29 protein-coding genes are annotated in these 25,257 nt (G+C 73.3%); 10 read left to right on the forward strand and 19 right to left on the reverse strand.

Annotated features, from left to right (window positions below; translation table 11 throughout):
- Positions 1-164: 164 nt before the first annotated feature.
- A complete protein-coding gene (locus AC3ANM_RS07175; protein WP_488287455.1) occupies positions 165-1,034 on the reverse strand; it encodes an HpcH/HpaI aldolase/citrate lyase family protein in 870 nt (289 codons plus the stop codon).
- Positions 1,031-2,119, reverse strand: a complete 1,089-nt coding sequence (locus AC3ANM_RS07180) for an HpcH/HpaI aldolase/citrate lyase family protein (RefSeq protein ID WP_488287456.1) — start codon at positions 2,117-2,119, stop codon at positions 1,031-1,033. The genes AC3ANM_RS07175 and AC3ANM_RS07180 overlap by 4 nt, the downstream gene beginning before the upstream one ends.
- Before the next feature lie 52 nt (positions 2,120-2,171).
- On the opposite strand from AC3ANM_RS07180, the gene AC3ANM_RS07185 reads away from it, so the two are divergent.
- From AC3ANM_RS07185 to AC3ANM_RS07200, 4 genes are all read left to right on the forward strand, one after another.
- Positions 2,172-2,768, forward strand: coding sequence for a hypothetical protein (locus AC3ANM_RS07185; protein WP_488287457.1), 597 nt, complete (start codon positions 2,172-2,174; stop codon positions 2,766-2,768).
- 99 nt (positions 2,769-2,867) lie between these two features.
- Positions 2,868-4,139 carry a magnesium transporter MgtE N-terminal domain-containing protein gene (locus AC3ANM_RS07190; protein WP_488287922.1) on the forward strand — a complete coding sequence of 424 codons (1,272 nt, stop codon included), beginning with the start codon at positions 2,868-2,870 and terminating at the stop codon, positions 4,137-4,139.
- Entirely contained in the window at positions 4,129-4,701 is a 573-nt protein-coding gene (locus AC3ANM_RS07195; protein ID WP_488287458.1) for a DUF1003 domain-containing protein, read from the forward strand. The genes AC3ANM_RS07190 and AC3ANM_RS07195 overlap by 11 nt, the downstream gene beginning before the upstream one ends.
- 9 nt (positions 4,702-4,710) lie before the next feature.
- Positions 4,711-5,844 (forward strand): Mrp/NBP35 family ATP-binding protein, encoded by a 1,134-nt coding sequence (locus tag AC3ANM_RS07200; protein ID WP_488287459.1) that lies wholly within the window; start codon positions 4,711-4,713, stop codon positions 5,842-5,844.
- Positions 5,845-5,967: 123 nt separating this feature from the next.
- Here the strand turns inward: AC3ANM_RS07200 and AC3ANM_RS07205 are convergent, their stop codons facing one another.
- The 4 genes from AC3ANM_RS07205 to sigE are packed head-to-tail and all read right to left on the reverse strand — an operon-like array spanning position 5,968 to position 9,112.
- The gene (locus AC3ANM_RS07205) at positions 5,968-6,321 is read right to left on the reverse strand and encodes a twin-arginine translocase TatA/TatE family subunit (protein ID WP_488287460.1); all 354 of its coding nucleotides are present in this window, start codon (positions 6,319-6,321) and stop codon (positions 5,968-5,970) included.
- Between the two features lie 28 nt (positions 6,322-6,349).
- Positions 6,350-7,876, reverse strand: a complete 1,527-nt coding sequence (locus AC3ANM_RS07210; RefSeq protein ID WP_488287461.1) for a S1C family serine protease — start codon at positions 7,874-7,876, stop codon at positions 6,350-6,352.
- The gene (locus AC3ANM_RS07215) at positions 7,869-8,474 is read right to left on the reverse strand and encodes an anti-sigma factor family protein (protein WP_488287462.1); all 606 of its coding nucleotides are present in this window, start codon (positions 8,472-8,474) and stop codon (positions 7,869-7,871) included. The genes AC3ANM_RS07210 and AC3ANM_RS07215 overlap by 8 nt, the downstream gene beginning before the upstream one ends.
- Entirely contained in the window at positions 8,471-9,112 is a 642-nt protein-coding gene (gene sigE / locus AC3ANM_RS07220) for an RNA polymerase sigma factor SigE (protein WP_488287463.1), read from the reverse strand. The genes AC3ANM_RS07215 and sigE overlap by 4 nt, the downstream gene beginning before the upstream one ends.
- 213 nt (positions 9,113-9,325) lie before the next feature.
- On the opposite strand from sigE, the gene AC3ANM_RS07225 reads away from it, so the two are divergent.
- Positions 9,326-9,958 (forward strand): O-methyltransferase, encoded by a 633-nt coding sequence (locus AC3ANM_RS07225; protein WP_488287464.1) that lies wholly within the window; start codon positions 9,326-9,328, stop codon positions 9,956-9,958.
- A 28-nt stretch (positions 9,959-9,986) separates the two neighbouring features.
- Here AC3ANM_RS07225 and AC3ANM_RS07230 read toward each other — a convergent pair whose 3' ends face one another.
- From AC3ANM_RS07230 to AC3ANM_RS07245, 4 genes are all read right to left on the reverse strand, one after another.
- Positions 9,987-10,910 (reverse strand): phosphotransferase family protein, encoded by a 924-nt coding sequence (locus AC3ANM_RS07230; protein WP_488287465.1) that lies wholly within the window; start codon positions 10,908-10,910, stop codon positions 9,987-9,989.
- A 101-nt stretch (positions 10,911-11,011) separates the two neighbouring features.
- Positions 11,012-11,365: a hypothetical protein gene (locus AC3ANM_RS07235; protein WP_488287466.1), complete on the reverse strand. Its 354-nt coding sequence runs from the start codon at positions 11,363-11,365 to the stop codon at positions 11,012-11,014.
- A complete protein-coding gene (locus AC3ANM_RS07240) occupies positions 11,362-12,873 on the reverse strand; it encodes a leucyl aminopeptidase family protein (RefSeq protein ID WP_488287467.1) in 1,512 nt (503 codons plus the stop codon). Before AC3ANM_RS07240 ends, AC3ANM_RS07235 begins: the two co-directional genes overlap by 4 nt.
- Before the next feature lie 93 nt (positions 12,874-12,966).
- Positions 12,967-13,140, reverse strand: a complete 174-nt coding sequence (locus AC3ANM_RS07245) for a DUF3117 domain-containing protein (protein WP_141789273.1) — start codon at positions 13,138-13,140, stop codon at positions 12,967-12,969.
- Positions 13,141-13,286: 146 nt separating this feature from the next.
- Here AC3ANM_RS07245 and AC3ANM_RS07250 point away from each other — a divergent pair, with 146 nt between their 5' ends.
- Both AC3ANM_RS07250 and AC3ANM_RS07255 read left to right on the forward strand, forming a co-directional pair.
- Positions 13,287-14,084 (forward strand): PaaX family transcriptional regulator, encoded by a 798-nt coding sequence (locus AC3ANM_RS07250; protein WP_488287468.1) that lies wholly within the window; start codon positions 13,287-13,289, stop codon positions 14,082-14,084.
- An 8-nt stretch (positions 14,085-14,092) separates the two neighbouring features.
- Positions 14,093-14,920, forward strand: coding sequence for an enoyl-CoA hydratase/isomerase family protein (locus AC3ANM_RS07255; protein ID WP_488287469.1), 828 nt, complete (start codon positions 14,093-14,095; stop codon positions 14,918-14,920).
- A gap of 122 nt (positions 14,921-15,042) precedes the next feature.
- Here the strand turns inward: AC3ANM_RS07255 and AC3ANM_RS07260 are convergent, their stop codons facing one another.
- The 5 genes from AC3ANM_RS07260 to AC3ANM_RS07280 are packed head-to-tail and all read right to left on the reverse strand — an operon-like array spanning position 15,043 to position 18,820.
- Positions 15,043-16,251: a hypothetical protein gene (locus AC3ANM_RS07260; RefSeq protein ID WP_488287470.1), complete on the reverse strand. Its 1,209-nt coding sequence runs from the start codon at positions 16,249-16,251 to the stop codon at positions 15,043-15,045.
- Positions 16,252-16,259: 8 nt separating this feature from the next.
- Positions 16,260-17,441, reverse strand: coding sequence for a hypothetical protein (locus tag AC3ANM_RS07265; protein WP_488287471.1), 1,182 nt, complete (start codon positions 17,439-17,441; stop codon positions 16,260-16,262).
- Entirely contained in the window at positions 17,438-18,019 is a 582-nt protein-coding gene (locus AC3ANM_RS07270; RefSeq protein ID WP_488287472.1) for a DNA-3-methyladenine glycosylase I, read from the reverse strand. The genes AC3ANM_RS07265 and AC3ANM_RS07270 overlap by 4 nt, the downstream gene beginning before the upstream one ends.
- Complete coding sequence (locus tag AC3ANM_RS07275; RefSeq protein ID WP_488287473.1) at positions 18,012-18,479, reverse strand: SRPBCC family protein; 468 nt, start codon at positions 18,477-18,479, stop codon at positions 18,012-18,014. Before AC3ANM_RS07275 ends, AC3ANM_RS07270 begins: the two co-directional genes overlap by 8 nt.
- 47 nt (positions 18,480-18,526) lie before the next feature.
- Positions 18,527-18,820 carry a DivIVA domain-containing protein gene (locus AC3ANM_RS07280; RefSeq protein ID WP_488287474.1) on the reverse strand — a complete coding sequence of 98 codons (294 nt, stop codon included), beginning with the start codon at positions 18,818-18,820 and terminating at the stop codon, positions 18,527-18,529.
- Between the two features lie 14 nt (positions 18,821-18,834).
- Between AC3ANM_RS07280 and folP the strand changes: the two genes are divergently transcribed.
- Positions 18,835-19,725, forward strand: a complete 891-nt coding sequence (gene folP, locus AC3ANM_RS07285; protein WP_488287475.1) for a dihydropteroate synthase — start codon at positions 18,835-18,837, stop codon at positions 19,723-19,725.
- Positions 19,726-19,799: 74 nt separating this feature from the next.
- Here folP and AC3ANM_RS07290 read toward each other — a convergent pair whose 3' ends face one another.
- The 3 genes from AC3ANM_RS07290 to dapE all read right to left on the reverse strand — a co-directional run bounded on the left by AC3ANM_RS07290 (position 19,800) and on the right by dapE (position 21,960).
- On the reverse strand, positions 19,800-20,039 hold the full coding sequence (locus tag AC3ANM_RS07290) for a hypothetical protein (RefSeq protein WP_488287476.1): 240 nt from the start codon (positions 20,037-20,039) through the stop codon (positions 19,800-19,802).
- A 77-nt stretch (positions 20,040-20,116) separates the two neighbouring features.
- Complete coding sequence (locus AC3ANM_RS07295) at positions 20,117-20,872, reverse strand: LOG family protein (protein WP_488287477.1); 756 nt, start codon at positions 20,870-20,872, stop codon at positions 20,117-20,119.
- A gap of 23 nt (positions 20,873-20,895) precedes the next feature.
- On the reverse strand, positions 20,896-21,960 hold the full coding sequence (dapE, locus tag AC3ANM_RS07300; protein ID WP_488287478.1) for a succinyl-diaminopimelate desuccinylase: 1,065 nt from the start codon (positions 21,958-21,960) through the stop codon (positions 20,896-20,898).
- Positions 21,961-22,020: 60 nt separating this feature from the next.
- Between dapE and dapD the strand changes: the two genes are divergently transcribed.
- Positions 22,021-22,959 (forward strand): 2,3,4,5-tetrahydropyridine-2,6-dicarboxylate N-succinyltransferase, encoded by a 939-nt coding sequence (dapD, locus tag AC3ANM_RS07305; RefSeq protein ID WP_488287479.1) that lies wholly within the window; start codon positions 22,021-22,023, stop codon positions 22,957-22,959.
- Between the two features lie 16 nt (positions 22,960-22,975).
- The gene (locus AC3ANM_RS07310; RefSeq protein ID WP_488287480.1) at positions 22,976-23,833 is read left to right on the forward strand and encodes a hypothetical protein; all 858 of its coding nucleotides are present in this window, start codon (positions 22,976-22,978) and stop codon (positions 23,831-23,833) included.
- A 124-nt stretch (positions 23,834-23,957) separates the two neighbouring features.
- Here AC3ANM_RS07310 and AC3ANM_RS07315 read toward each other — a convergent pair whose 3' ends face one another.
- Positions 23,958-25,253, reverse strand: a complete 1,296-nt coding sequence (locus tag AC3ANM_RS07315; protein ID WP_488287481.1) for a citrate synthase — start codon at positions 25,251-25,253, stop codon at positions 23,958-23,960.
- Between the last annotated feature and the right edge of the window lie 4 nt (positions 25,254-25,257).

Consider the following 25,257-nt stretch of genomic DNA (forward strand, 5'->3'; position numbering starts at 1 on the left):
TGTTGGCCCGGCCGCACGGCAGGGCCTCCGCCAGATGGCGGATGGTGCGGACCGGGTGGGTGCGCATAGTGCGGGCCGGTGCCCCCCGACACCGGCCCGCACCACCCCAGACGCGGTGGCGCCGGGAAAGGTTGCGCGGTTCCTGAACTTTTTTCGCGGGCCCCTCAGAGCCCGGCGATGGCCTCGTGGGTGCTGATCACGCGCTGCGCGGTCTCGACGTGGAGGTTCTCGATCATCCGGCCGTTGAAGGTGACGACACCGGCTCCGGCACCGGCCTCCCACGCCTCGAGGATGCCCCGGGCCTCCTGCACCTGCTCCTCGCTCGGGGCGAACGTCGTGTTGCAGACCTCGACCTGGCCGGGGTGGATGAGGGTCTTGCCGTCGAAACCCATCTCGCGCCCCTGCCGGCACTCGGCCGCGAAGCCCTCGGCGTCCTTGACGTCGTTGAAGACCCCGTCGAGGATCACGGTCCCCGTGGCCCGGGCCGCCAGCAGGCACAGCCCCAGGCCGGTCAGCAGCGGCTGACGGCCCGGCACGTGCTCGGCGTGCAGCTCCTTGGCCAGGTCGTTGGTGCCCATGACGAGCACCGTCAGGCGCTCGGACGCGCCGGCGATCTCCTCGCAGTGCAGCATCGCCGCCGGCGTCTCGACCATGGCCCAGAGCTTCGTGCGCTCCGGCGCCCCGGCGGCCTCCAGCGCGGCGACCAGGGCGCGGACCTCCTCGGCCGAGCCGACCTTGGGCACGACGACGGCATCCGGGCCGGCCGCGGCCGCGGCGCGCAGGTCGTCCTCGTGCCACCGGGTGCCGGCGCCGTTGACCCGGATCGTCAGCTCTCGCCGGCCGTAGTCGCCGGATCGCACTGCGGCGCAAGCCTTCTCGCGCGCCTGCTCCTTGGCGTCCGGTGCGACGGCGTCCTCCAGGTCGAGGATCAGCGCGTCCACCGGCAGCGACTTGGCCTTCTCCAGCGCCCGCTCGTTGGAGCTCGGCATGTAGAGGACCGAGCGACGCGGACGGTATGCCGTGGTGCCGGTCATCGGGGACCCTCCCCCTCAGCCGCGGGCACGGCATACAGCTCGGCCAGCTCGGGGTCGGTGGCCGCGAGCCGCTCGGCGAGCTCGACGATGACCAGGCACTGCTTGAGGCTGGCGTCGTCCTCCATCTTGCCGTCGAGCATGACCGCGCCGGTGCCGTCACCCATGGCCTCGACGACCCGCCGGGCGTGCGCGACGTCCTCGGCGGACGGGCTGAACACCCGCTTGGCGATGGCGACCTGCACCGGATGCAGCGACCACGTGCCGACGCAGCCGAGCAGGAAGGCGTTGCGGAACTGGTCCTCGCAGGCGACGACGTCCTTGATGTCCCCGAACGGGCCGTAGTACGGCAGGATCCCGTGCATCGCGCAGGCGTCGACCATGCGGGCGATCGTGTAGTGCCACAGGTCCTGCTGGTAGGTCGTGCGGTCCGCGTGGATGGCGTCCTCGACACCAGCGGGCGGGTCCTGGCGCACGAGGTAGCCGGGGTGGCCGCCGCCGACGCGGGTGGTCTTCATCCGGCGGTCCGCGGCCAGGTCGGCCGGGCCGAGCGACATGCCCTGCATGCGCGGGCTGGCGCCGGCGATGGCCTCGACGTTGGCGACGCCGCGGGCCGTCTCGAGGATGGCGTGCACGAGGATCGGGCGGGTCAGCCCGGCCCGGGCCTCGAGCTGGGCGAGCAGCCGGTCGACGTAGTGGATGTCCTCCGGCCCCTGCACCTTCGGGACCATGATCACGTCGAGCTTGTCGCCGATCTCGGTGACGAGGGTGATGAGGTCGTCGAGCACCCACGGGCTGTCCAGGGCGTTGACCCGGGTCCAGAGCTGGGTGTGCTCGCCGAAGTCGGTGGCCTTGGCGATGGCGACGAGGCCCTCGCGGGCCGCGACCTTGCGGTCGGCCTTGACCGCGTCCTCGAGGTTGCCGAGGAGGACGTCGACGGTCCCGACCATGTCGGGGACCTTGGCGGCCATCTTCTCGTTGCTCGGGTCGAAGAAGTGGATGACGCGGGACGGGCGGGCCGGCACCTCGTGGATCGGGGTGGGGGCGCCCACCGCCAGCGGGCTGAAGAAGTCCTTGGGGCTGCGCACGCCGCGAAACTAGCAGCGCGCCTGCGTGAGCGGTTATGACACAGTTCACGGTGTGACCGACACCCCCGGCACCCCGCCCGACCCCACCCCGGCGCGCCCGGCCGACACCGCGGCCATGGCGCCGGTCGAGGCGGCCGCTCCCGCCCTCGGGTCCGTGATGGCCCTCGTCGCCGAGGCCGCGGCCAAGTCGGGCCTGCTGTGGGTCGACGTGCCCGGCGACCGCGCCTGGCCGGCCTGGCACGAGTGGCTCGACGGCACCGCCTACGTCGTCAGCGGCCCCGGGGAGCAGATGCTGCCGTGGCTGCCCGAGGAGGTCGCGATCATCCTGCGCAGCAAGGACACCGGCGGCCGGCTGGTGCGCGTGCCGGCCCGGGTGGAGCGCCTGACGCCGGAGGACGCGCGTTGGGAACCCGCCACTGCAGCCCTCAAGGCCTCACGGCTCAACAGCGTCGGCGACGACGTCGTCGGGCGGTGGGCGCGGGAGTGCACGGTCACCGCCCTCACCCCCTCCGGCGAGGCCCTCGAGTCCCCCGGCTCGTATGACGAGGGCTCCGGCGCGGCGCCGCCCGCGCCCACCCCGGCCACGACGCGGACCTGGCACCCGTGGCACCTCGGCGGGCGCCCGAAGCGGCGACGCGGCACCCGCTGACGGCCTCCCGCCCGGCCCGCCACACGGCATACCGGCGCGGTTGGCCTGCGCCTCGGTCGCGGCGCTGAGCGCGCGGGCTAGCCTTGCCCCGTGAACCCCATGACTCGCGTGTTCGTCGCACGCCTGGCCGGCCTGAGTGTGTTCGACCCACTCGGCGACCAGGTGGGCCGGGTGCGCGATGTCGTCGTCACCTTCAGCGCCACGCGCCGCGCGCCCCGCGTGATCGGTCTGGTCGTCGAGGTGCCGGGCCGGCGGCGCGTGTTCGTGCCGATGACGCGGGTCACGAGCGTCGACGCGGGGCAGGTCATCACCACCGGCCTGGTCAACATGCGCCGGTTCGAGCAGCGGGCCAACGAGACGCTCGTCCTGGCCGAGCTGCTCGAGCGGCACGTACGCGTCTCCACCCCCGACGGGCCGTTTGACGCGATCGTCGAGGACATCGCCATCGAGCAGGAGCGCAACCGCGACTGGGTGATCGTGAAGGTGTTCTGCCGCAGGCCGGTTGGCGGCTCGCGCAGCCTGAGCCGCCTCGGCCGCCGCCGCGGTGAGACGGTGCTCGTCGACGTCTCCGACGTCACCGGCCTGCGCCGCTCCGGCAGCGCGCAGAGCGCCGCCAAGCTGCTGGAGACCTACGACGACCTCAAGGCCGCCGACCTGGCCGAGGTCATCCACGACCTGACCCCCAAGCGCCGGGCCGAGGTCGCCGCCGCCCTCGACGACGAGAAGCTCGCCGACGTCATGGAGGAGCTGCCCGAGGACGACCAGGTCGAGATCCTCACGACGCTGGGCTCCGGGCGCGCTGCCGACGTCCTCGAGGCCATGCAGCCCGACGACGCCGCCGACCTGCTCTCGGAGCTGCCGCCGGACACCGCCGAGCAGCTGCTGCAGATGATGGAGCCGGACGAGGCGGCTCCGCTGCGCCGGCTGCTGGCCTACGACGAGAACACCGCCGGTGGCCTGATGACCACCGAGCCGGTGATCCTCGGCCCGGAGGCCACGATCGCCGAGGCGCTGGCGGTCGTGCGCCGGGCCGAGCTGTCGCCCGCGCTGGCCGCGACGGTGTTCGTCTGCCGCTCCCCCCTGGAGACCCCCACCGGCAAGTACCTCGGTGTCGTGCACATCCAGCGGTTGCTGCGCGAGCCGCCGCACGCCGCGATCGGCTCGATCCTCGACCGCGACCTGGAGCCGCTGACCCCCAACGCCCCGCTGGGCCAGGTGACGCGGATCCTCGCGACCTACAACCTCGTCGGCGTCCCGGTGGTTGACGAGGACGGGCGGCTGCTGGGCGCCGTCACGGTCGACGACGTGCTCGACCACATCCTCCCCGACGACTGGCGAGAGGACCGGCACGAGGTGACGCATGGCCACTGAGCGCTACGACCGCAACGCACCCCGCCTGGACCAGCCTCGCGAGGTGCGGCGGACGCTGCTGCCGCGACCGAGCTTCAACCCCGAGACCTTCGGCCGGGCCAGCGAGTCGTTCGCCCGGTTCATGGGCACCGCGCGGTTCCTCGTCTACATGACCGCCTTCGTGGCGATCTGGATCATCTGGAACGTCGCCGCCGGCACGGGGCAGCGTTTCGACGCCTACCCGTTCATCTTCCTGACCCTCATGCTGAGCCTCCAGGCGTCCTACGCCGCGCCGCTGATCCTGCTCGCGCAGAACCGGCAGGCCGACCGCGACCGGGTCGCCCTGGAGCAGGACCGGGCCCGTGACGAGCGCAACCTGGCCGACACGGAGTACCTCACCCGCGAGGTGGCGGCGCTGCGGATCGCGTTGCGCGACATGGCGACCCGTGACTTCCTGCGCTCCGAGCTGCGCAGCCTGCTCGAGGAGATGGACGAGCGCAGCCTCACCGTCGTGAGCCCCTCCCCGGCCGAGGGCGGCGCCCCCGAGCAGCCCGCGGAACCGGACGGGTCCCGCCAGACCTAGCATGGAGGCATGCCCGCCCCCTCGCAGGACGCACTGCTTGCCGCGCTGTCGACCGTCAACGACCCCGAGATCCGCAAGCCGATCACCGAGCTCGGCATGGTCGAGTCGGTCTCGGTCGACGACGCCGGTCGGGTCGCCGTCACCATCCTCCTGACGGTCTCGGGCTGCCCGATGAAGGACACGCTGACCAAGGACTCCACGGCGGCCCTGTCCGCGGTCGAGGGCGTCACCGGCGTCGACGTCACCCTCGGCGTGATGAGCCCCGAGCAGCGAGCCGGCCTGCGCGAGCAGCTGCGCGGCGGGGCCCCCGAGAAGGAGATCCCCTTCGCCCGGCCCAACAGCCTGACGCGGGTCTACGCCGTCGCCTCCGGCAAGGGCGGTGTCGGCAAGTCGTCGGTGACGGTCAACCTCGCCGCGTCCCTGGCCGAGCAGGGCCTGCGGGTCGGTGTCGTCGACGCCGACGTCTACGGCTTCTCCGTGCCGCGGATGCTGGGCGTCGAGCACCGACCCACCCAGGTCGACGACATGATCCTGCCGCCGGTCAGCCACGACGTGAAGGTCATCTCGATCGGCATGTTCGTCCCCGGCAACCAGCCGGTGGTCTGGCGTGGCCCGATGCTGCACCGCGCGCTCCAGCAGTTCCTGGGCGACGTGTTCTGGGGCGACCTCGACGTGCTCCTGCTCGACCTGCCCCCGGGTACCGGTGACATCGCGATCTCGGTGGCCCAGCTGATCCCCAACGCCGAGATCCTCGTCGTCACCACGCCGCAGCAGGCCGCGGCCGAGGTCGCGGAGCGGGCCGGGTCGATCGCCCTGCAGACCCACCAGCGGATCGTCGGCGTCATCGAGAACATGTCCTGGCTCGAGCTGCCCGACGGCAGCCGGCAGGAGATCTTCGGCTCCGGCGGCGGCCAGACGGTGGCCGACTCGCTGACCCGCTCGGTCGGCGCACAGGTGCCGCTGCTGGGCCAGATCCCCCTCGACACGCGCCTGCGTGAGGGCGCGGACCAGGGCACCCCGGTGGTCCTCGGCGAGCCCTCCAGCCCTGCCGCCGTCGCCCTGCGCGGTATCGCGCGCGGCCTCGCCACCCGCTCGCGCGGGCTCGCCGGCCGCTCGCTCGGCCTCACCCCCGCCGGTCGCTGACGCGACCGACGCCGGCGTCCTCCACGGCTGGACGGTGGGGCCCCATCAGCACCGCTGAAGGGGCCCCACCGTCCAGTTCGTCCAGCCCGGCGAACCTGACGTGCCGCTCGGCGCGGGTGACGCTCAGGTGGCGTCGACGTCCCAGGGGGTCGGCAGGGCGGGGTCACGCCGCGGCCGGGAGTCCGGCTTGAACGGGTTGAAGGCCGAGAAGTCCTCCCCGTCCTCCAGCAGCGCGTCGCGCACGATCCGGCGCGGGTCGTAGCGCCGGGGGTCGAACGCCTGCCAGTCGACGTCGTCGAACTCGGGGCCCATCTGCTCGCGCAGCTGGCTTCGCGCGGTGTCGGCCATGGCACGGACCTGGCGGATCAGACCGCGGAGCTTGGCGGCGTACTCCGGCAGCCGCTCGGGGCCGAGCACGACGACGGCGAGCACCCCGAGGATGAGGAACTCCCAGCCGTTGATGTCGAACACGTTCACCCGCTCCTGTCCCGCTGCCGAAGGACGGTCAGTCGGTCGCCCCTTGCAGGGTCATCCTGACAGTCCGCTCGCCGGAACCGCGACGCACGGTCAGCTCGACGGTCTCGCCGACCGACTTGGCCCGGATCGCCACGACGAGCTGGTCGGGGTCGGAGATGACCCGGCCGTTGAACTTCAGGATGACGTCCCCGGCCTTCAGGCCCGCCTTGTCGGCCGGGCCGCCCCGGGTCACGGGCTGGCGCCCGTCCTTGGGCGCGGAGGCGATCTTGACGCCCACGCCCTCGTAGGTCGTGTCGAGGATGACGCCGATCACCGGGTGGGTCGCCTTGCCGGTGGTCATCAGCTGGTCGGCGGTCTTGCGCGCCTGGTCGCTGGGGATCGCGAAGCCCACGCCGATGCTGCCGGACTGGCCGCTGTCGAGGGGGCTGGACCCGGGGATGCGGGCGATCGCCGAGTTGACGCCGATCACGCGACCGGACATGTCCAGCAACGGCCCACCGGAGTTGCCCGGGTTGATCGCGGCATCGGTCTGGATCGCGTTGATGAAGGCCGGGGCGTCCTGCCCGCCGCCGGGCGTCACCGGGCGGTTGAGGGCGCTGATGATGCCGCTGGTGACCGTGCTCTCCAGGCCCAGCGGCGCACCGACCGCGATGACCGGGTCGCCGACGACGACGGAGGCCGAGCTGCCCAGGGTCAGGGCCGGCAGGCCGGAGCGCTTCACCCGCACCACGGCCAGGTCATAGGACGCGTCGCGGCCCACGATGGTCGCCGGCATCTGCGAGCCGTCGGAGAACTCCACCTGGATGCTACCCGAGGACGCCGCCGAGGCGACGACGTGGTTGTTGGTGAGGATGAAGCCGTCGCTCTTGATGACGAAGCCCGAGCCGGTGCCCTGACCGTCCGCGCCCTTGACCTTCAAGGTCACCACGGACGGCAGCGCCTTGGCCGCGATCCCGGCGATGGAGCCCTCCGGCCGGGCCGTGGACCCCACCTGCGGCACCGGCAGCACGGAGGCACCGAACGAGCTGCTCCGGGTGGCGAAGAAGGCCCCGGCGGTGCCGCCGAGCAGCGCGGCCACGAGGACCGCCACCGCCAGCACCACGATGGTGCCGGTGCTCCAGCGCGCCGGACGGGCCGGGGGCGCGCCACTCGCGGCCACCGTCGGGTCCCCGCCACCGGGGGTGGGTTGCATCGGGTCGGGCTGCGGTGCACCGGGCTGCGCCGGCGGCACTGCGCCGGCGGCCGACGTCGCACCGACGCCGGGCTGCCGCCAGGGCGCCGGGTCGGGCTGCGCGGGGCCGGTCCCGGCCGCGCCTGACCACGGCACCGGAGCGGGCGGCGGCCCGGCCGGGGTCGTCCACCCCTGCCCCTGCCCCGGAGGGGTCATCGCGCCGGGGTCCGCAGGCTGCGGCGACTGGGGCGCGGTGGGCAGGTGCGTGTAGGGCGTGCCGGTGGGCGGCGGAAGGTCTGCGGGGGCGGAGGGCAGCGGAGTGGTGTGCTCGAGGTCAACCGGCTCGGTGTGCTCGCCCTCGGGCTCCCGCTGCTGCTCAGTCATGTCGCGATTCTGCCGAACGGACGGCGGGGCTGGTCATCGAGGTCGGTGTCGAGCGCAGGGACGGCATCGGCGAGGGGCTCAGCCGCACGGCCGAGACGGTCCGGGCGAACGCCGACCCGCTGCCCGCGCCGTCGGAGGTGCTGCGGCCACTGGGCAAGGCCGGCCTTGCGGTGGTCCCCGGCGCCGCGACCGGGGCGGCGACCCCGATGCTCCAGGCGGCAGCGGCCGACGCCCCGGCTGCCAGGCCCGCCAGCAGGGCGGCGCGCACGGGCGAGCGGTGGAGGGCGGGCGCGTGCAACGGCACCACGACGAGGGGCGTGGGCGCCTCCTGCGGGCGCTCCGGCTCCTCGGCCCGGGCCCGGGCGGCCAGCTGGAGCAGCGACGTCTGGAGGTCCCCGGGCGGTCCCGGCATCGCCGCCCCCCGGAGCGACCCGAGCAGGCGACGTTCGGCATCCGCTGCCTCACGGCATACGGCACAGGCCACGAGGTGGCGGTCGCAGGCCTGCTGGAGGGGCGGCGGCAGCCGCCGGTCGACGTAGGCACTGACCATCGCCCCGAGGTGCTGGGCGCCGACGAGGTCGGCGGGGCGGGGGGTCATCGCGTCCCCGGCACGACCCGTCCGAGCGCGAAGCCCCGACGGGCAGGGCGTGCGGTGGACGCCGCGCGCGGCTCGGGCGCCCGGTGCGCGAGGGCCTCCCGCAGCTGCGCCCGCCCGCGGTGGATCCGGGACCGCACGGTGCCCAGCTTGATCCCCAGCGTGGCGGCGATCTCCTCGTAGGACAGGCCCTCGATGTCGCAGAGCACCACGGCGGCCCGGAAGTCCGGGGACAGGGCGTCGAGGGCGCGCTGCACGTCGTCGTCGAAGTGGGTGTCGGCGTAGTGCTGCTCCGGACCGACCTCGCGGCTGGGGAGGCGCCCGGCCGCGTCATCGGGCAGCGCGTCGAAGCGGATCCGCTGCTTACGGCGCATGCGGTCGAGGAAGACGTTGGTGGTGATCCGGTGCAGCCAGCCCTCGAAGGTGCCCGGCTGGTAGGAGCCCAGCGAGCGGAACACCCGGATGAACACGTCGTGGGTCAGGTCCTCGGCATCGTGCACGTTGCCGGTCAGGCGGTAGGCCAGGCGGTAGACCCGCGCCGAGTGCTCGGTGACGATCTCCTCCCAGGTGGGCGGCACCCAGGCCTGATCGGGCCCACTCTCGGGTGCCGGGGCCTCGGGGCCCGTCGTCACGTTGGTCACCGTCTCCACCTCCGGCACGCCACCGCACGGCGGCGCTGTCTCGGGAACCACAGCAACCTGACGGTTGCCGAGGTCCCATGGTTCCCGACGAACCTGAGAGATTGCTGGGCAAGCGGTAGGGTCCGGTCCGCAGTGACTAGCCCGCAGGCACACGACAACCGGGTCTGAGCGCCTGAACGGGTCAACTCCCCCTGCGGCAGTAGGGTTGCGCCCATGAGTGCGCAGAAGCCGGCGAGCTGGGCCTATTCGGAAGAGTTCGTCGCCGAGAGTGACGTCATCGAGCAGGCCCGACTGCGCGGTGAGTCACTCGGCTGCGTGCCCGTCCTGCCCGGTGCCGGCGCGACCCTGCGACTGCTCGCCGCGTCCGTCGCGGCCAAGGCCGTCGTCGAGATCGGCACCGGCGCCGGGGTGTCCGGCCTGTGGCTGATGGAGGGCATGCCCAGCGACGGAGTGCTCACCACGATCGACGTCGAGGCCGAGCACCAGCGCGCGGCGCGCGAGGCCTACGCCCGTGCCGGCATCGCCCCGCAGCGCACCCGCGTCATCACCGGCCGGGCGCTGGACGTCCTGCCGCGACTCACCGACGGTGCCTACGACATGGTGGTCGTCGACGGCGACAAGGTGGAGTACCCCCAGTACGTCGAGCAGGCCGTCCGGCTGCTGCGCTCCGGTGGCGTGCTGGCGATGGACAACATGCTCTGGCACGACCGCGTCGCCGACCCGGCCGTCCGTGACGAGATCACCACCACCCTGCGCGACCTGGGCAAGCGCCTGCGCGACGACGAGGCGCTCATCCCCTCGATGCTGCCCGTGGGCGACGGGATCCTCGCGGCCGTCAAGCGCTGACCCCCGGCCCGCGTCCCGGCGCTCGCCGTCACAGGCCGAGCCGGCGGCGGGCCCCCTCGAGGAAGCGCCGGCCCTCGCGTGCCCGGAACGCCGGCAGGGTGGGCAGGCCCGGCGGCGCGTCCCACGTGCCGGCGACCACGAGGTAACCACCCATGGCCAGCAGGATGCCGGTGGCCGGGTCGCCGTCCACCCCGGCGAGCAACGGCGAGGACGTGACGATCTCGTCGAAGCGCGGGCTCTCGGCCCACTCCAGCGCGAACATGACCGTGTCGGCCCACCGCGGGCCGATCCGCGAGATCCCCCAGTCGACGAGGACGACCCCGCCGTCGGGACGGACGAGGATGTTGTCGTTGCGCACGTCCCAGTGGCACAGGGTCTCGCCCTGCAACGACAGGGACAGCGCCCCGAGGTGGCTGGCCACCAGCGCCTGACTGTCCCGGAACCAGTCCGGCAGGGCTCCCTGTCCGGTCGTCGCGGGCGCCTCGAGGGCCGCGGTCCACTTGGCGAGGTTCTTGTGCAAGCTGGGCACCCTGGCCGGCTCCACCGGGCTCGGTGAGAGCTCCTCGGCCTGGACCTCGAGCTGGGCCTGGACGGCGAGCACCTGACGGTCATCCCGCCAGTCGGGGTGCTCACCCTCGACGTCCTCCAGGAGCAGGGCGACCCACTCGCCGTCGTCGAACGTGTCGAGCAGCCGCGGCCGCCACGCGACGGTCGGGAGCGCGGCCAGGACCAACGCCTCGTGACGGTGCAGCCCGCCACTGTCGGCGTTCAGCTCGGCACCGACCGCCTTGACGAACGCCCGGCGCCCATCCGCCAGCCGCAGCCGCGCGGCGCATCCCGGCGACATGCCGCCCCGCTGCGTCTCGGCCACCACCACGGGCGCGCCGAGCGTGTGCGCGACCCAGTCACGCACACGCCCGGGCACGTCGTCGTAGTCGATCCGAACGCCCACGGCACGCAGGTGACCGTGTCCCCTCACGACTCCCCCTGCCCTCCTGCGCCGCACCGGCGCGGCGTGACCCGTCCGCCCGCCGGTGACGACGACGCGATGGGTTACTCGCCCGGGCCGGCGCCGTAGCTGAAGCCGGAGGGCCCCTCGGCGATCGCCACGACCTCGAACGGCTCGATGAAGACCGGGGCGGAGCCGATGATCTGGCTGCCCGGCGAGGTCGCTGCCTCGGCCGAGAAGGTGGCGGCGAAGCTGTCGCGCGCGGCCTTGCTCGCCCACACGTAGGTGCCCTCGAACCACTCGCCGGCACGCATGCGCCAGGTCTTGAACGACAGCCCCTCGCGACGGGCGAACTTGCCCATGGACTCACCCACGACGTAGTCGCGCAGCGTGGCCTCCACGCCCTCCGGGGCCTCGGCCAGGGACCATCGCACGCTCAGCCCGTAACCCGCACTCATCGCACACCCTCCAGGTAGCTCAGCAGCAGCCGGGCACCGAACCCGGTGGCCCCCCGGTTGAGGTGCCCGCTGTCCTTGTCGCTGCGTCCGGCCCCGGCGATGTCGAGGTGCGCCCAGCGGCGCCCCCCGACGAACTCGCGCAGGAACAGCGCCGCGGTGATCGAACCGGCTCCGACCTTGCCCGACGCGATGTGGTTCACGTCGGCGAGCTCGGAGTCGATGGCGGCACGGTAGTCCTCCACCAGAGGGAACGGCCACAGGGCCTCCCCCGTGGCGGTGGCCGCGGCCTGAAGGGCCCGCTCCAGCCGCGCGTCAGTGGTGTAGACCGGCGCCATGCCGCGCCCCAGCGCGAGGGTGGCGGCGCCGGTCAGCGTCGCGACGTCGATGAGCACGTCGGGGTCGAGGTGGGCGTCGGCGTAGGCCAGCGCGTCGGCCAGCACCAGCCGGCCCTCGGCATCGGTGTTGCCGATCTCCACGCGCCGCCCGCCGTACTGGGTGATCACGTCGCCGGGGCGGTAGGAGGAGCCCGAGACGGCGTTCTCGGCCAGCGCCAGCAGCCCGGTGACGCGCACCGGCACCTCGAGGTCGCGGCAGGCCGACAGCACGGCGAGGACGACGGCCGACCCGGACATGTCCGTCTTCATGGACAGCATCGCCTCGGCCGGCTTGATGTCCAGGCCACCGGTGTCGAACGTGATGCCCTTGCCGACCAGCACCACGTGGGGGATCTCCTCCCCCGCGCCCTCGGGCTGCCAGGAGAGCTCGACCAGCCGGGGCGGGGTGGCGCTGCCACCGCCGACCGCGAGCAGGCCGCCGAAGCCCTCGCGGCGCAGGTCAGCGTCAGAGCGCACGTGGACGGTCAGCCCGTGCCGGCGACCGAGGGTGCGGGCCTGAGCGGCCATCCACGCGGGGTTCTTGATGTTGGAGGGCGTGATGGCGAGGTTGCGCGCGAGCATCGTCGCGCGGCAGCGCAGCGCGGACCGCGCGAGGACGCGCTCGTCATACCGGCCGACGAGGGTGACCGCGCGCACCGGCGCGGTGGCCTCGGTGGCACCCCACCGCGGCGGCGTGTAACCCCCGAGGACCAGGCCCTCGACGAAGGCGCTGCCGACGGCGGCAGCGGAGCCCGCGGCGAGCGTCGTCACCAGCCGGGAGCGGCCGCGGACCGCCCGGCCCAGGGCCGCTCCGGCAGCGCGCAGGTCAGCCGGGCGCCCCTCGCCGACCCCGACGAGCAGGAGGGTGCGCGCGCCCCGGTCGCCGGGGACGAGCGCGATGCTGGTGACCGTGCCGGCCTTGGTGCCCGGCTCCCAGGCCGCCGTCAGCGCGGCCGGGTCCTGCCCCAGCGCGGCGAGCGCCGCCGCGACCCCGCCCGAGGTCGGCAGCGGGGCGTCCGGCGCCACCGGCAGGGCAAGCACCAGCTGCGGGTCGTCGGCGTCGACGACCGCGTCGGTGAGCACGCCGGGGCGCACCTGGATCTCGGGCAGCACAGGGCTCAGCAGGTCGGGCACGCGCGCGAGCCTACCCACTGGCCGGCCAGGGCCCCCGGGTGCGACGAAACCCCCGCCCGGCGGAGCCGGACGGGGGTCCAAGTCAGTGCTGGGTCAGCCGACGCCTTCGCAGCCCTTGATGGCCTCGCCGAGCGCCGCTGCCTCGTCGGGGGTCATCTCCACCACCAGGCGGCCGCCACCCTCGAGGGGCATGCGCAGGACGATGCCGCGCCCCTCCTTGGTGACCTCGAGCGGGCCGTCTCCGGTCCTCGGCTTCATCGCCGCCATGGGTGATCCCCTTCCTCGGGTGCGTGGAAATCTTCTCGTGCGCCTCGTCCACGCCGGGGGCGACCCCCACGAATGCACACACTCTTGTGACCATTATCGCGTCAAGGTCCCGCAGGACGAAATCCGGATGGGACAGACTGTGCCGCGTGCACGCCCGCTCCGCGCTGTTCGACCTGTTCGGCGACCACCTGCGCGACCGCGACGGCTGGGCGCCGATCGCGGGCATCGTCCGGCTGCTCGGCGCCGTCGACGTCGCTCCACCCGCCGTGCGCACCGCCGTGTCACGCATGGTGCGGGAGGGGTGGCTGGAGCCGGTCGAGCGATTCGGACAGCGCGGGTATGCCGCGACGCCCCGGGCGCGGGCGCGCCTCGCCGAGGCGCACGCCCGGATCTACCGCACGCGTGCCCCGGGGTGGGACGGCACGTGGCACGTGGTCGTGGTGGAGCACGCGGCCGACCGGGCGCGGCGCACCCGGGTCGCGGCGGCCCTGACCTATCTCGGCTACGCCCGGATGGCACCGGACACGTGGATCGCCCCGCGGGCCAGCGCGGAGCTCACCGCCGCCCTCGCCGCGGAGAAGGTCACGGCGCGCTCGTTCGACGCCCGCTACACCGCCCCGGGCGCCGAGCTCGCGGCGTCCTTGTGGGACCTCGAGAGCCTGGCCGCGGCATACCGGGAGTTCGTGGCGACTGTGCGGGCCGACCGGCCGCAGCGCACCGGGGCGCTCGGGCCGCAGGCGGCGTTCGCGACCCGGACCCTGCTCGTGCACGAGTGGCGCAAGTTCCTGTTCCGCGACCCGGGCCTGCCCGCGCAGGTCCTGCCCGCCGACTGGCCGGGCCACGACGCAGCCGTGTTGTTCGACACAACCGCCAGCGCGCTACTCCCCATGGCCCGCGAATTCGTGGACAGTTGCCTCGCACCCGATCCCAAGCCGAGGAGCTGAGCCGCGCCATGACCGACACCCCGACGACCACCGAGCAGGACCCGACCGCGGACGAGCCCGTCCTGGTCGACCTCGCGGACGGGGTCGCCACGGTCACGCTCAACCGGCCCGGCGCGATAAACTCCCTGGACATCGCCACCAAGGACGCGTTGCTTGCCGCCCTCAAGCGGGTCGCCGACGACCCGGCCGTGCGGTGCGTCGTCCTCACCGGGACCGGCCGCGCGTTCTGCGTCGGGCAGGACCTGCGCGAGCACATCTCCCTGCTGCAGGCCCAGGACGAGGCGCTGTGGCAGACGGTGCCCAGGCACTACAACCCGATCACCGAGCTCATCGCCACGATGAACAAGCCGGTCATCGCGGCCGTCAACGGCGTGGCCGCCGGGGCCGGTGCGGCGTTCGCGTTCGCCGCGGACCTGCGCGTGGTCGTCGACACCGGCGGCTTCAATCTGGCCTTCGCCGGGATCGCCCTGTCCTGCGACTCCGGCTCCTCCTGGTCGCTGCCGCGGCTGGTCGGGACCGCCAAGGCCAAGGAGCTGCTGCTGCTGCCGCGCACCGTCCCGGCCGCCGAGGCGCTCGAGCTCGGCCTGGCCACCAGGGTCGTCAGCGCCGAGGAGCTGCCGGCCGTCGTGGGCGAGCTGGCCCGCACCCTCGCCGACGGGCCGACCCTGGCCTACGGCTCGATCCGGCGGGCCGTCGCGTTCTCGGCAGGGCACGACCTCACCGCGTCGCTGGCCCACGAGAGCGAGCTGATGACGCTGACCGGCCAGAGCCAGGACCACCAGGCCGCCGTCGGGGCGTTCCTCGCCAAGGAGAAGCCGGTCTTCACCGGCCGCTGAGGCCGCCCGGCACCCGCTCCTCCCCCGCCGAGGTCGCCGAGGTCGACGAAGGGCACACGACCGCACGCTGTCGGTGTCACCTTCGTCGCCTCGGCGAGCAGGCGAGGGAGGCGGGAGCCCGGTCAGGGCGGGGAGTCCGACCAGGGGGTGTAGGCCAGCAGGGTGACCGTCCACAGCACCACGCCCAGCAGAAGCGCGAGGGTGAGCAGGCCCAGGCGACGCGGCCAGCCCTCGACGACGTGCCCGCCGTCGCCGCCGCGCACGGTCATGCTGACCGCGATCGCGGCCAGCGGGAAGTCCAGCAGCAGGAAGCGCCACATGCTCGTGATCGGCCGGACGACGGCCAGCAGGTACAGCGGGTAGGCCACCGCCCAGGCACGCACCTCGGCCGGCAGCCAGCGGCCGTGCCGGCCCAGCGCCAGGGAGATGTAGGACGCGACGATGCCGATGAACAGCAGGACGCCGACCAGCCCGATCCGGTCCCACGCCCAGGTGATCCACGGGACGAACGGGCCCTTGTCCGGTCGCTGCCCCCAGGCCGCCTGCACCTCGAAGAAGGCGTCGAGCCGGCCGGTCGCCAGCCCGACCACGAGCGGCCAGGCGACCGCCGAGACCGCCGTCGCAGCGAGCAGCACGCCGGCACTGACCCGCTGGGCGACCGGGAACGAGCGCCCCTCCCGCCGCCACCGCAGCACGAGGTGGACCAGGACCACGATGCCGACCGGCGGGGCGATGGCCCGGGTGAACCCGAGGGCGAGGACGACCAGCGCCGCCCACAGGTAGCTGCGGCGCATGAGCAGCAGGAGGAAGCCGGCGAGCAGCACCATCGCCAGCGCCTCGGTGTAGGCCACCTGGAGCACCGCCGTCGCGGGGTACAGGCACCACAGGAACGCCGCGAGCAGCGCCATGCGCTGGGCCAGCACCGTCGTCGCGCCGTACGACATGACCCGCCAGAGCAGCACGACCGCGCCGGCGCCCGCGACCAGGTTGACCAGCAGCGAGGCACCGATGAACGGCACGCCCAGCCCGGTCAGGGCCCGCACCAGCAGCGGGAAGGCCGGGTAGAAGGCCCAGGCGCTGAAGGTCACCCTGCCGTTGAGCAGGTCCACCGGCAGGGGCAGCGGGTAGCCGGTGGCGACGACCGTGCGGTACCACGCGCCGTCCCAGATGGGGACCATGTCGAGGTAGCCCGGGTGCAGCGAGTGCACCCCGGCGGGCTGCTGGACCCACATCGCGGTCGCCTGGATGACCAGGCCCACGACGACGCGGCTCACGACGAACGCCAGCACCAGCACGACCCACGTGGGGCGGGCCAGGAGGCGGTCGCGCATCGCCCGGATCACGGCGGGTTGTCCGTCGGTGGCACGAACCGCAGCAGCTCCCAGACCCACCACACCTGCCCGGCCAGGCCGAGCAGGACCAGCAGCCCGGCCCGCCAGCGCAGCAGGTGCTCACGCCGGTCGACCCAGCCACCGCCGACCGCGACCACCGCGAGCGGGAACATCGGCAGCAGGTAGCGGTAGATGCTCGTCCACGGGTCGAGGACGGCCACGAGGTAGCCCGCGTAGGCCAGGGTCCACACCCGCAGCTCCGGCCCGAGGCCACGTGCCCACGGCCCGAGCACCATCGCCAGCAGGACCACCGCGATGACGGCCAGCCAGATCGGCCCCCAGACATCACCGGCCAGGTAGTGCGCCATGTCCCACCACGGCTTGACCGGCACGATCTTGCCGGCCCCCCGCCACGTGGCCATGGTGTCGGTGTAGGCGGTCGGCGTGCCGGTGGCCCAGCCGGCGATCACCGGCCACATCAGACCCGAGACGCCACACCCGGCGAGGGCCGACAGGGCGCAGAGCCCCTCGCGCCACCCCAGGGGCTCCTCGGCGCGCCGCCGCCAGCGCAGCCACACCGCGACGAGCGTGACCACGGCGAGCGGGGCGGCGATCGGGCGGGTCAGGCCGATGCCGAGCGCCAGCGCCGTCGCGGTGAGCCACCGCTCCCGGCCGATGGCCAGCAGGTAGCCGCACAGCAACAGCATGGCCAGCGCCTCGGTGTAGGCCAGCTGCAGCACGGGTGCCGACAGGAAGGCGGCGTAGACGGCCACCCCCGCGAGCGCGGCGCGGCGGCCGACCCGGTCGCGCAGCAGCAGCCCCATGACCAGTGCGGCGCCGGTGCCGGCGACCAGGGAGATGGTGGACCCCACCACGGGGAAGCCCAGCCCGGTCAGGCGCATGACGCCGCGGGCCAGCATCGGGAAGGCGGGGTAGAACGCCCAGTCGTTCTGCTGCACGACGGCGTTGATCACCGGGAGCCGGTCGGGGTAGCCCACCTCGGCGATGTGGCGGTACCAGCTGCCGTCCCACAGCACGGTCATCGAGAAGTAGTCCGGGTGCGGCCCGGTCCAGCTCACGGGCGCCTGGTGCGTCGCCACGACGGCGATGACCACCGCGCTGAACAGGCGGCACAGGAGGTAGACCCCGAGGACCATGAGCAGGAACGGCCGCCGGGACAGTCGGGTCATGCGCCGCTCCGGTGGCACCCGGCCACGTGGTCGTCCACGAGCCCGCACGCCTGCATCGCGGCATACATGGTGGTGGGGCCGACGAAGACGAAGCCGTGGCGCTTGAGCGCTTTGGCGAGCGCCACCGACTCCGCCGACGTGGCGGGCACCTCCGCCATCGTGCGCGGCCGGTCGTGGCGCTGCGGGGCGTGCGACCAGACCAGGGCGTCCAGGCCGCCCCTGTCCCGCAGGGCCACCACGGCGCGGGCGTTGGTCAGGGCCGCGTTGACCTTGAGCCGGTTGCGCACGATGCCGGTGTCGGCCATGAGGCGAGCCACATCGGCCTCGCCGAAGCCGGCGACCGCCTCGGCGTCGAAGCCGGCGAACGCCGCCCGGAAGGCCTCGCGCTTGCGCAGGATCGTCAGCCAGGACAGCCCGGACTGGAACGCCTCCAGCGTCAGTCGCTCGAACAGCGGGGTCTCGCCGTGGACCGGCACGCCCCACTCCTGGTCGTGGTATGCCGTGTAGTCAGGAGTGCTCCCGGCCCACCCACAGCGCGCCAGGCCGTCCGTCCCGACGAGGGCGCCGCCCTCACTCACCGCGGGCCTCCCCCTCGGCGCGGGCGACCATCGCGTCGACGGCCCGGCCGAACATCGCGCGGTTGAGCGGGTCCACCGCCGGGGCCAGGAAACGGCCGACCCGCACCGGGCGCAGGGTGATCTCCTCGACCCAGCGCAGCCGCGTGCCGGCCGGGTCCGCCGGGTCCTGGTCCACGGACACCGCCGCCCACCCCGCGAGGACGCGCCCGGTCTTGCGCACCCGGAACTCCCCCCGCCCCTCGACCGGCGGGGACCACTGGGTGACGACCATGGAGTCGGTGAAGCTGACCGGCCCGATGCCGGAGACGCCGGCGAAGGAGAAGCCGAGGCGGGTCGGGCCGGGGTCCTGGCGCATCCGGGTCAGCGGCATCCAGTCGGCGTAGGCGGACCAGTCGGTCACGACACGCCACACCGTGGCGGGGTCGGCGCGCACCGCCCGCGTGATCTCGAAGGTTCCCATGCCCTGCCCCGTCGTCCGCCCGTGTCCGCCGCCGCGTGCGCGCCGGCTCAGCCCTCGGCCGCGCGCGGGGCTGACCGCAGCGCGGCCAGCTCCTCGTCGCGCGCCCGGAGCTCCTCGGTGAGCCGGTCGAGCACGGCGTCGACCTGGTCCATACGGTAACCGCGCAACCCGATGTCGAAGCGCAGGGTCTCGACGTCGCCCGGCGCCACCCGACCCGCGCCGAGACCCTCGAACGGCGAGCTGGACACCGGCTCGGCCATCACGCCACCGATCCGGCCGGTCACCAGGGCGGCGGTCAGGCCGATGAGCAGGACCACCACGAGCACAAAGAACACGATCACGGGATGATCGTGCCATGCCCCTCTCGGTTCCCCCCGGTCGTGACCTGCGCCTGCGCGGTCGCACCTTCTCCCCCGGCACGACGGGGCTCATGGCGATCATCAACCGCACCCCGGACTCCTTCTACGACCAGGGCATGTTCCTCGACGACGACGTGGCCCTCGAGGCGGTCGAGACGGCGGTCGCCGAGGGCGCCGACGCCGTCGACCTCGGCGGCGTGCGCGCCGGCCCGGGCCCGGAGGTCAGCGCCGCCGAGGAGGAGCGCCGGGTGGTGCCGTTCCTGCAGGAGGTCCGCCGGCGGCACCCCGACCTGATCATCAGCGTCGACACGTGGCGGGCCTCGGTCGCCGACGCCTCCTGTGCCGCCGGGGCCGACATCGTCAACGACGCCTGGGCCGGGCACGACCCGGAGCTGACCTCCGTGGCGGCGCGGTGGGGCGCGGCATACATCTGTGCCCACACCGGCGGCCACCCGCCGCGCACCGACCCGCACCGCGTCCGCTACCACGACGTGCTCGGCCAGGCCATGGACGACCTGCTCGGGCAGGCGGAGCGGGCGCTGGCAGCAGGGGTGCGCGAGGACGGCCTGCTCATCGACGCCGCCCAGGACTTCGGCAAGAACACCTACCACTCGTTGCGGCTCACCGGCGGGGTGGCCGCGCTGGTGGAGACCGGCTGGCCGGTGCTGCTGGCGGTGTCCAACAAGAAGTTCATCGCCGAGACCCTCGGGCTGGACGGCAAGAAGTCCGACCGCGTCACCGGCACGCTCACCACGACCGCCGTGGCGGCCTGGGAGGGCGTGCGGCTGGTGCGGGCCCACGACGTGGCCGCCACCCGGCAGGTCCTCGACATGGTGGCCGGGCTGCGCTCGGGCGTGCCGGTCCTGGCACGGCGCGCCCTGGCCTGACCGGGTCCGGCCGTGTCGGGTCCGGCCGTGTCGGGTCCGGCCCTGTCGGGTGGGTCGGAGCGGCCCGGGGCGGCTCAGCCCGTGGCGGTGTCGTCGATGACGTGCTGGTCGACCAGCGTGGCGGTCAGCATCCGGACCAGCTCGGGCACGTCCTCCTCCGCCAGGCGCAGCGTGGCCCGGCAGATGTCGTCCTGCCAGATCGAGAGGACGACGCGTCCGGCGTCGGGGTGCGAGGAGATCCGCAGCCGGCGACCTGCGGTGTCGCGGCCGGCGAGGTTGCTGCCCCGGCGGGGCAACGGCGAGACGACGGGCACGTGCTCACTATGCGACACGCCCGAGCCCCGGCGCCACGGCTTCGCCCGGATTGGTCAGGGCCCGGGCGCCCGCCGCCTCACTCGGGCCGCTGCGGCGGGTGGCCGTTCTCGGCGCGCAGGATGATGTCGACGGCCTCGGCCGGCTCGTCGGTCAGGTGCAGCAGGTCGATGTCGGGGACGCTGATCGTGCCGGCCGCACCGGCCGTGTGGCGCAGCCAGTCCAGCAGCCCGCCCCAGTAGTCCCGGCCCATGAGCACCAGGGGGAAGGACGTGACCTTGCGGGTCTGGACCAGGGTCAGCGCCTCGAACAGCTCGTCGAGGGTGCCGAAGCCACCGGGCAGGACGATGAACCCCTGGGCGTACTTGACGAACATCGTCTTGCGGGCGAAGAAGTAGCGGAAGTTCACGCCGAGGTCGACGTAGCGGTTCAGCCCCTGCTCGAACGGCAGCTCGATGCCGAGCCCGACCGAGGTGCCGCCCGCCTCCAGCGCGCCCTTGTTGGCCGCCTCCATGGCGCCCGGGCCACCACCGGTGATGACCGCGTAGCCGGCCTGCACCAGGGCGCGGCCCACCTCCTCCCCCAGCGCGTATGCCGGTTCGTCCGGCTTGGTGCGCGCCGAGCCGAACACACTGACCGCCGGGCCGAGCTCGGCGAGGGCGCCGAAGCCCTCGACGAACTCGCTCTGGATCCGCATGACGCGCCACGGGTCGGCGTGCAGCCAGTCGACCGGGCCGCGGCTGTCCAGCAGCCGCTGGTCGGTGGTGGTCCGGGGGACCTGGCTGCCCCGGAGGGTGACTGGGCCGGTGTGGTACTCGAGGTTCTTCTCGCTCACCCCGCCAAACCTACGGGAGGCGGCTACGCCAGCCAGCGCAGCAGGGCCGCCTCGGCGTCGATGAGCTGCTGCACCGGCACCCGCTCGTCATCGTGGTGGGCCAGGTTGGGGTCGCCGGGCCCGAAGTTCACGGCTGCGATGTCGAGGGCGGCGAAGCGCGCCACGTCGGTCCAGCCCTCCTTGGCGGTGACCGGCACGGCCAGGGCGTCGACGAAGGCCTTCGCGGACGGCAGGTGCAGCCCGGGGCGGGCCCCGTCCGCGCCGTCGGTGACCCGCACGTCGTAGCCGTCGAAGAGCTCGCGCAGGTGCGCCTCGGCCCCCGCGCTGTCCATGCTCGGGGCGAAGCGGTAGTTGACGGTCACCACGCACTCGTCGGGGATGACGTTGCCGGCGATGCCACCGCGGATGCCCACGGCGTTGAGCGCCTCGTGGTAGTCCAGCCCGTCCACCTCGACCGTCTGCGCCTCGTAGGCGGTGAGCCGGCCCAGGATCTTGGCCGTCTCGTGGATGGCGTTGAGGCCGTTCCACGGCCGGGCCGAGTGGGCCGCCTTGCCGCGGGCGGTGACCTCGACCCGGATGGTCCCCTTGCAGCCGCCCTCGATGCCGTTGGCCGTGGGCTCGAGCAGCACCGCGAAGTCGGCCTCGAGCAGCTCGGGACGGTTGCGGCCGACCCGAGCCAGGCCGTTGCGCTCGCTCTCGACCTCCTCGCAGTCGTAGAAGACGAACGTGATGTCCCGGCTCGGCTCGGCCACCGCCGCGGCGATGCGCAGCTGCACGGCGACCCCGCCCTTCATGTCCACCGTGCCCCGGCCGACGAGCTCGTCGGCCTCCCGGCGGGTCGGCAGGTTCGGCGGGGTGGTGAGCGGGACGGTGTCGAGGTGCCCGGCGAGGATGACCCGCTCGGGGCGGCCGAGCTCGGTGCGGGCCACGACCGTGTTGCCGTCGCGGGTCACCGTGAGGTGCGGCAGGGCCCCCAGCGCCTCCTCCACGGCATCGGCGAGCGCCTGCTCGTTGCCGCTCACGGACTCCAGGTCGCACAGGGCGGCGGTCAGGCTGACGACGTCGGTGCTCAGGTCCAGGCGGCTCATGCCCCGCAGCGTATCCGGCGGGTGGTCACCACACCCCTTGCCTCTTCTAGGCTGTGCGGCATGAACGACACGCGCACCGCCTGGGGCTGGGGACTGGCCACCGTCACGAGCGAGGGGAAGGTGCTCGACACCTGGTACCCGAGCCCTGCCCTCGGGGAGGCCGGCAGCGACGACACGTATGCCGCTCCCCCGGAGCTGGCCGCCCTGGCCAAGGAGGACCCGCGCCGGGGCGTGACCCTGCGCCTGGTCCACGTCGTCATCGACCTCGACGAGGCCCCCGAGGGCGCCTCCGACGCCTACCTGCGCCTGCACCTGCTCTCCCACCGCCTCGTGCAGCCCAACACGATCAACCTCGACGGTGTCTTCGGTGCCCTGGCCAACGTCGTCTGGACCAACTACGGCCCGTGCCCGGTGGAGGGCTTCGAGCAGACCCGGCTGCGGCTGCGCGAGCAGGGCCCGGTGCAGGTCTTCGGGGTCGACAAGTTCCCCCGGATGACCGACTACGTCGTCCCCGGGGGCGTGCGCATCGCCGACGCCGACCGCGTGCGCCTGGGCGCCCACCTGGCCGAGGGCACCACCGTGATGCACGAGGGCTTCTGCAACTTCAACGCCGGCACGCTGGGCACCTCCATGGTGGAGGGCCGCATCGTCCAGGGCGTCGTGGTCGGCGACGGCTCCGACGTGGGCGCGGGCGCCTCGATCATGGGCACCCTCTCCGGCGGCGGCACGGAGCGGGTCAGCATCGGCGAGCGGTGCCTGCTGGGCGCCAACGCCGGCATCGGCATCGCCCTGGGCGACGACTGCGTCGTCGAGGCCGGCCTCTACGTCACCGCCGGCACCAAGGTGACCCTCGAGGACGGGCGGATCGTCAAGGCCAAGGAGCTCTCCGGCACCCCGGGCCTGCTGTTCATCCGCAACTCGGTGTCAGGGGCCGTGGAGGCACGCTCGCGCACCGGGCAGGGCATCACGCTCAACAGCGCGCTGCATGCCAACGCTTGAGGACCTGGCGCCCCCCATGGCCACCGTGCGACCACACCGCCGACGACGGCGCTGGATCGGCCGCAGCATCCTGCTGCTGCTGGTCATCGCCGTCGGCACCGGCGGCTACCTGGGCGTCAAGGGCGTCATGAAGAACTTCGGCGGGCCGAGCTGCCGGGCGGCGGCCGCGGGCCAGACGACGACCTTCACCCCTGAGCAGATGGCCAACGCCGCGACGATCACCGCCGTGGCGGTGCGCCGCGGTCTGCCGGCGCGGGCGGCCACCATCGCGCTGGCGACCTCCATGCAGGAGTCCAAGCTGCGCAACATCCGCTTCGGCGACCGGGACTCCCTCGGCCTGTTCCAGCAGCGTCCCTCCCAGGGCTGGGGCACCGAGGAGCAGATCCTGGACCCCGTCTACGCCTCCAACCGGTTCTACGACGAGCTGGTCAAGATCCCCGGCTACCAGGGCATGGAGATCACCAAGGTGGCCCAGCGGGTGCAGAAGAGCGCCTTCCCGGAGGCCTACGCCGACCACGAGCGGGAGGGCCGCATCCTGGCCTCCGCGCTGGCCGGGCACTCCCCCGGCGGCCTCGGGTGCCGGCTCGACCCGGCCACGAGCGCGCGTCCCACCCCCGGCGTCGTCACGGCCATGACCCGGGAGTTCGCGGTCAAGCCGGCGGCGAGCGGCAAGCACGTCACCGTGCGCGCCGCGTCGGCCCAGCAGGCGTGGGCCGTCGCCTCGTGGGCGGTCGCCCACGCCGAGGCCGACGGCTTCACCACCGTCACGGTCGGCAACCGGACCTGGACCCGCGACCGCGACGAGCAGGCCTGGTCGTGGGGCAAGGCCCGCCGGCCGCTGCCCGCCACGACCGTGCAGGTCACCTCCGCCTGACTCGCCACCCGGCCTGCCGGCGGGTGGCGAGCACCCGGCATACCGGGGTCGTCGCCCCTCGCACAGCGCGAAGCCCCACCTCCCGTGCGGGAGGTGGGGCTTCGTCGTATGCCGGTGGGCTGGCTCAGCGGGCCGACAGCGGCACGTAGTCGCGCTGGTTCTCGCCGATGTAGAGCTGGCGCGGACGGCCGATCTTGGTCTCGGGGTCCTCGATCATCTCGCGCCACTGGGCGATCCAGCCCGGCAGGCGGCCGAGGGCGAACAGCACGGTGAACATGCGGGTCGGGAAGCCCATCGCCTTGTAGATCAGGCCGGTGTAGAAGTCGACGTTGGGGTAGAGCTTGCGGGAGACGAAGTAGTCGTCCTCCAGCGCCACCTGCTCGAGCTTCATCGCGATGTCGAGCAGCTCGTCGCGCTTGCCGAGCTTCTCGAGCAGCTCGTCGGCGGTCTTCTTGATGATCGCCGCGCGCGGGTCGTAGTTCTTGTAGACGCGGTGCCCGAAGCCCATGAGCTTCACGCCGTCTTCCTTGTTCTTCACCTTGCGGACGAACTCGTCGACGCTGCCGCCGTTGTCGCGGATCTGCTCGAGCATCTCCAGCACGGCCTGGTTGGCGCCGCCGTGCAGCGGGCCGAACAGCGCGTTGATGCCGGCCGAGACCGAGGCGAAGAGGTTGGCGTGCGAGGAGCCGACGAGGCGCACCGTGGAGGTGGAGCAGTTCTGCTCGTGGTCGGCGTGCAGGATGAGCAGCTGGTCGAGCGCCTTGACCATGACCGGGTCGAGGTCGTAGGGCTCGGCCGGGAAGCCGAAGGTCATCCGCAGGTAGTTCTCGACCAGGGACAGCGAGTTGTCCGGGTAGAGGAACGGCTGGCCGACGGACTTCTTGTAGGCGTAGGCCGCGATCGTGGGCAGCTTGGCCAGCAGGCGCACGGTCGAGATCTCGACCTGCTCGTCGTCGAAGGGGTTGAGGCTGTCCTGGTAGAACGTGGACAGCGCCGAGACCGCCGAGGAGAGCACCGGCATCGGGTGCGCGTCGCGCGGGAAGCCCTCGAAGAAACGCTTGAGGTCCTCGTGCAGCAGCGTGTGGCGGCTGATCCGGGAGGTGAAGTCCTCGAGCTCGGCCTCGGAGGGCAGGTGGCCGTAGATCAGCAGGAACGAGGTCTCGACGAACGTGGACTTCTCGGCCAGCTGCTCGATCGGGTAGCCGCGGTAGCGCAGGATGCCGGCGTCACCGTCGATGTAGGTGATCGCCGACCGGCACGACGCCGTGTTGACGAACCCCGAGTCGAGGGTGACGTTGCCGGTCTCCTTCATCAGCTTGGAGATGTCGTAGGCGTCGTTGCCCTCGGTGGCCTGGACCAGTGGGAAGGCGAGCTCCTTGTCGCCCGCGCGGAGAACCGCCCCCGTTGCGTCCGTCGTCATGAAG

Source organism: Oryzihumus sp. JJN4-3R (genome assembly GCF_057747915.1).

Excerpts from the sequence above, each read along its gene's own strand:
- AC3ANM_RS07175 (WP_488287455.1), bottom strand. The coding sequence starts at position 1,034 with ATGACCGGCACCACGGCATACCGTCCGCGTCGCTCGGTCCTCTACATG.
- AC3ANM_RS07190 (WP_488287922.1), top strand. The coding sequence starts at position 2,868 with ATGACTCGCGTGTTCGTCGCACGCCTGGCCGGCCTGAGTGTGTTCGAC.
- AC3ANM_RS07195 (WP_488287458.1), top strand. The coding sequence starts at position 4,129 with ATGGCCACTGAGCGCTACGACCGCAACGCACCCCGCCTGGACCAGCCT.
- AC3ANM_RS07200 (WP_488287459.1), top strand. The coding sequence starts at position 4,711 with ATGCCCGCCCCCTCGCAGGACGCACTGCTTGCCGCGCTGTCGACCGTC.
- AC3ANM_RS07210 (WP_488287461.1), bottom strand. The coding sequence starts at position 7,876 with ATGACTGAGCAGCAGCGGGAGCCCGAGGGCGAGCACACCGAGCCGGTT.
- AC3ANM_RS07215 (WP_488287462.1), bottom strand. The coding sequence starts at position 8,474 with ATGACCCCCCGCCCCGCCGACCTCGTCGGCGCCCAGCACCTCGGGGCG.
- AC3ANM_RS07225 (WP_488287464.1), top strand. The coding sequence starts at position 9,326 with ATGAGTGCGCAGAAGCCGGCGAGCTGGGCCTATTCGGAAGAGTTCGTC.
- AC3ANM_RS07235 (WP_488287466.1), bottom strand. The coding sequence starts at position 11,365 with ATGAGTGCGGGTTACGGGCTGAGCGTGCGATGGTCCCTGGCCGAGGCC.
- AC3ANM_RS07245 (WP_141789273.1), bottom strand. The coding sequence starts at position 13,140 with ATGGCGGCGATGAAGCCGAGGACCGGAGACGGCCCGCTCGAGGTCACC.
- AC3ANM_RS07255 (WP_488287469.1), top strand. The coding sequence starts at position 14,093 with ATGACCGACACCCCGACGACCACCGAGCAGGACCCGACCGCGGACGAG.
- AC3ANM_RS07260 (WP_488287470.1), bottom strand. The coding sequence starts at position 16,251 with ATGCGCGACCGCCTCCTGGCCCGCCCCACGTGGGTCGTGCTGGTGCTG.
- AC3ANM_RS07265 (WP_488287471.1), bottom strand. The coding sequence starts at position 17,441 with ATGACCCGACTGTCCCGGCGGCCGTTCCTGCTCATGGTCCTCGGGGTC.
- AC3ANM_RS07275 (WP_488287473.1), bottom strand. The coding sequence starts at position 18,479 with ATGGGAACCTTCGAGATCACGCGGGCGGTGCGCGCCGACCCCGCCACG.
- folP (WP_488287475.1), top strand. The coding sequence starts at position 18,835 with ATGCCCCTCTCGGTTCCCCCCGGTCGTGACCTGCGCCTGCGCGGTCGC.
- dapE (WP_488287478.1), bottom strand. The coding sequence starts at position 21,960 with ATGAGCCGCCTGGACCTGAGCACCGACGTCGTCAGCCTGACCGCCGCC.
- dapD (WP_488287479.1), top strand. The coding sequence starts at position 22,021 with ATGAACGACACGCGCACCGCCTGGGGCTGGGGACTGGCCACCGTCACG.
- AC3ANM_RS07310 (WP_488287480.1), top strand. The coding sequence starts at position 22,976 with ATGGCCACCGTGCGACCACACCGCCGACGACGGCGCTGGATCGGCCGC.
- AC3ANM_RS07315 (WP_488287481.1), bottom strand. The coding sequence starts at position 25,253 with ATGACGACGGACGCAACGGGGGCGGTTCTCCGCGCGGGCGACAAGGAG.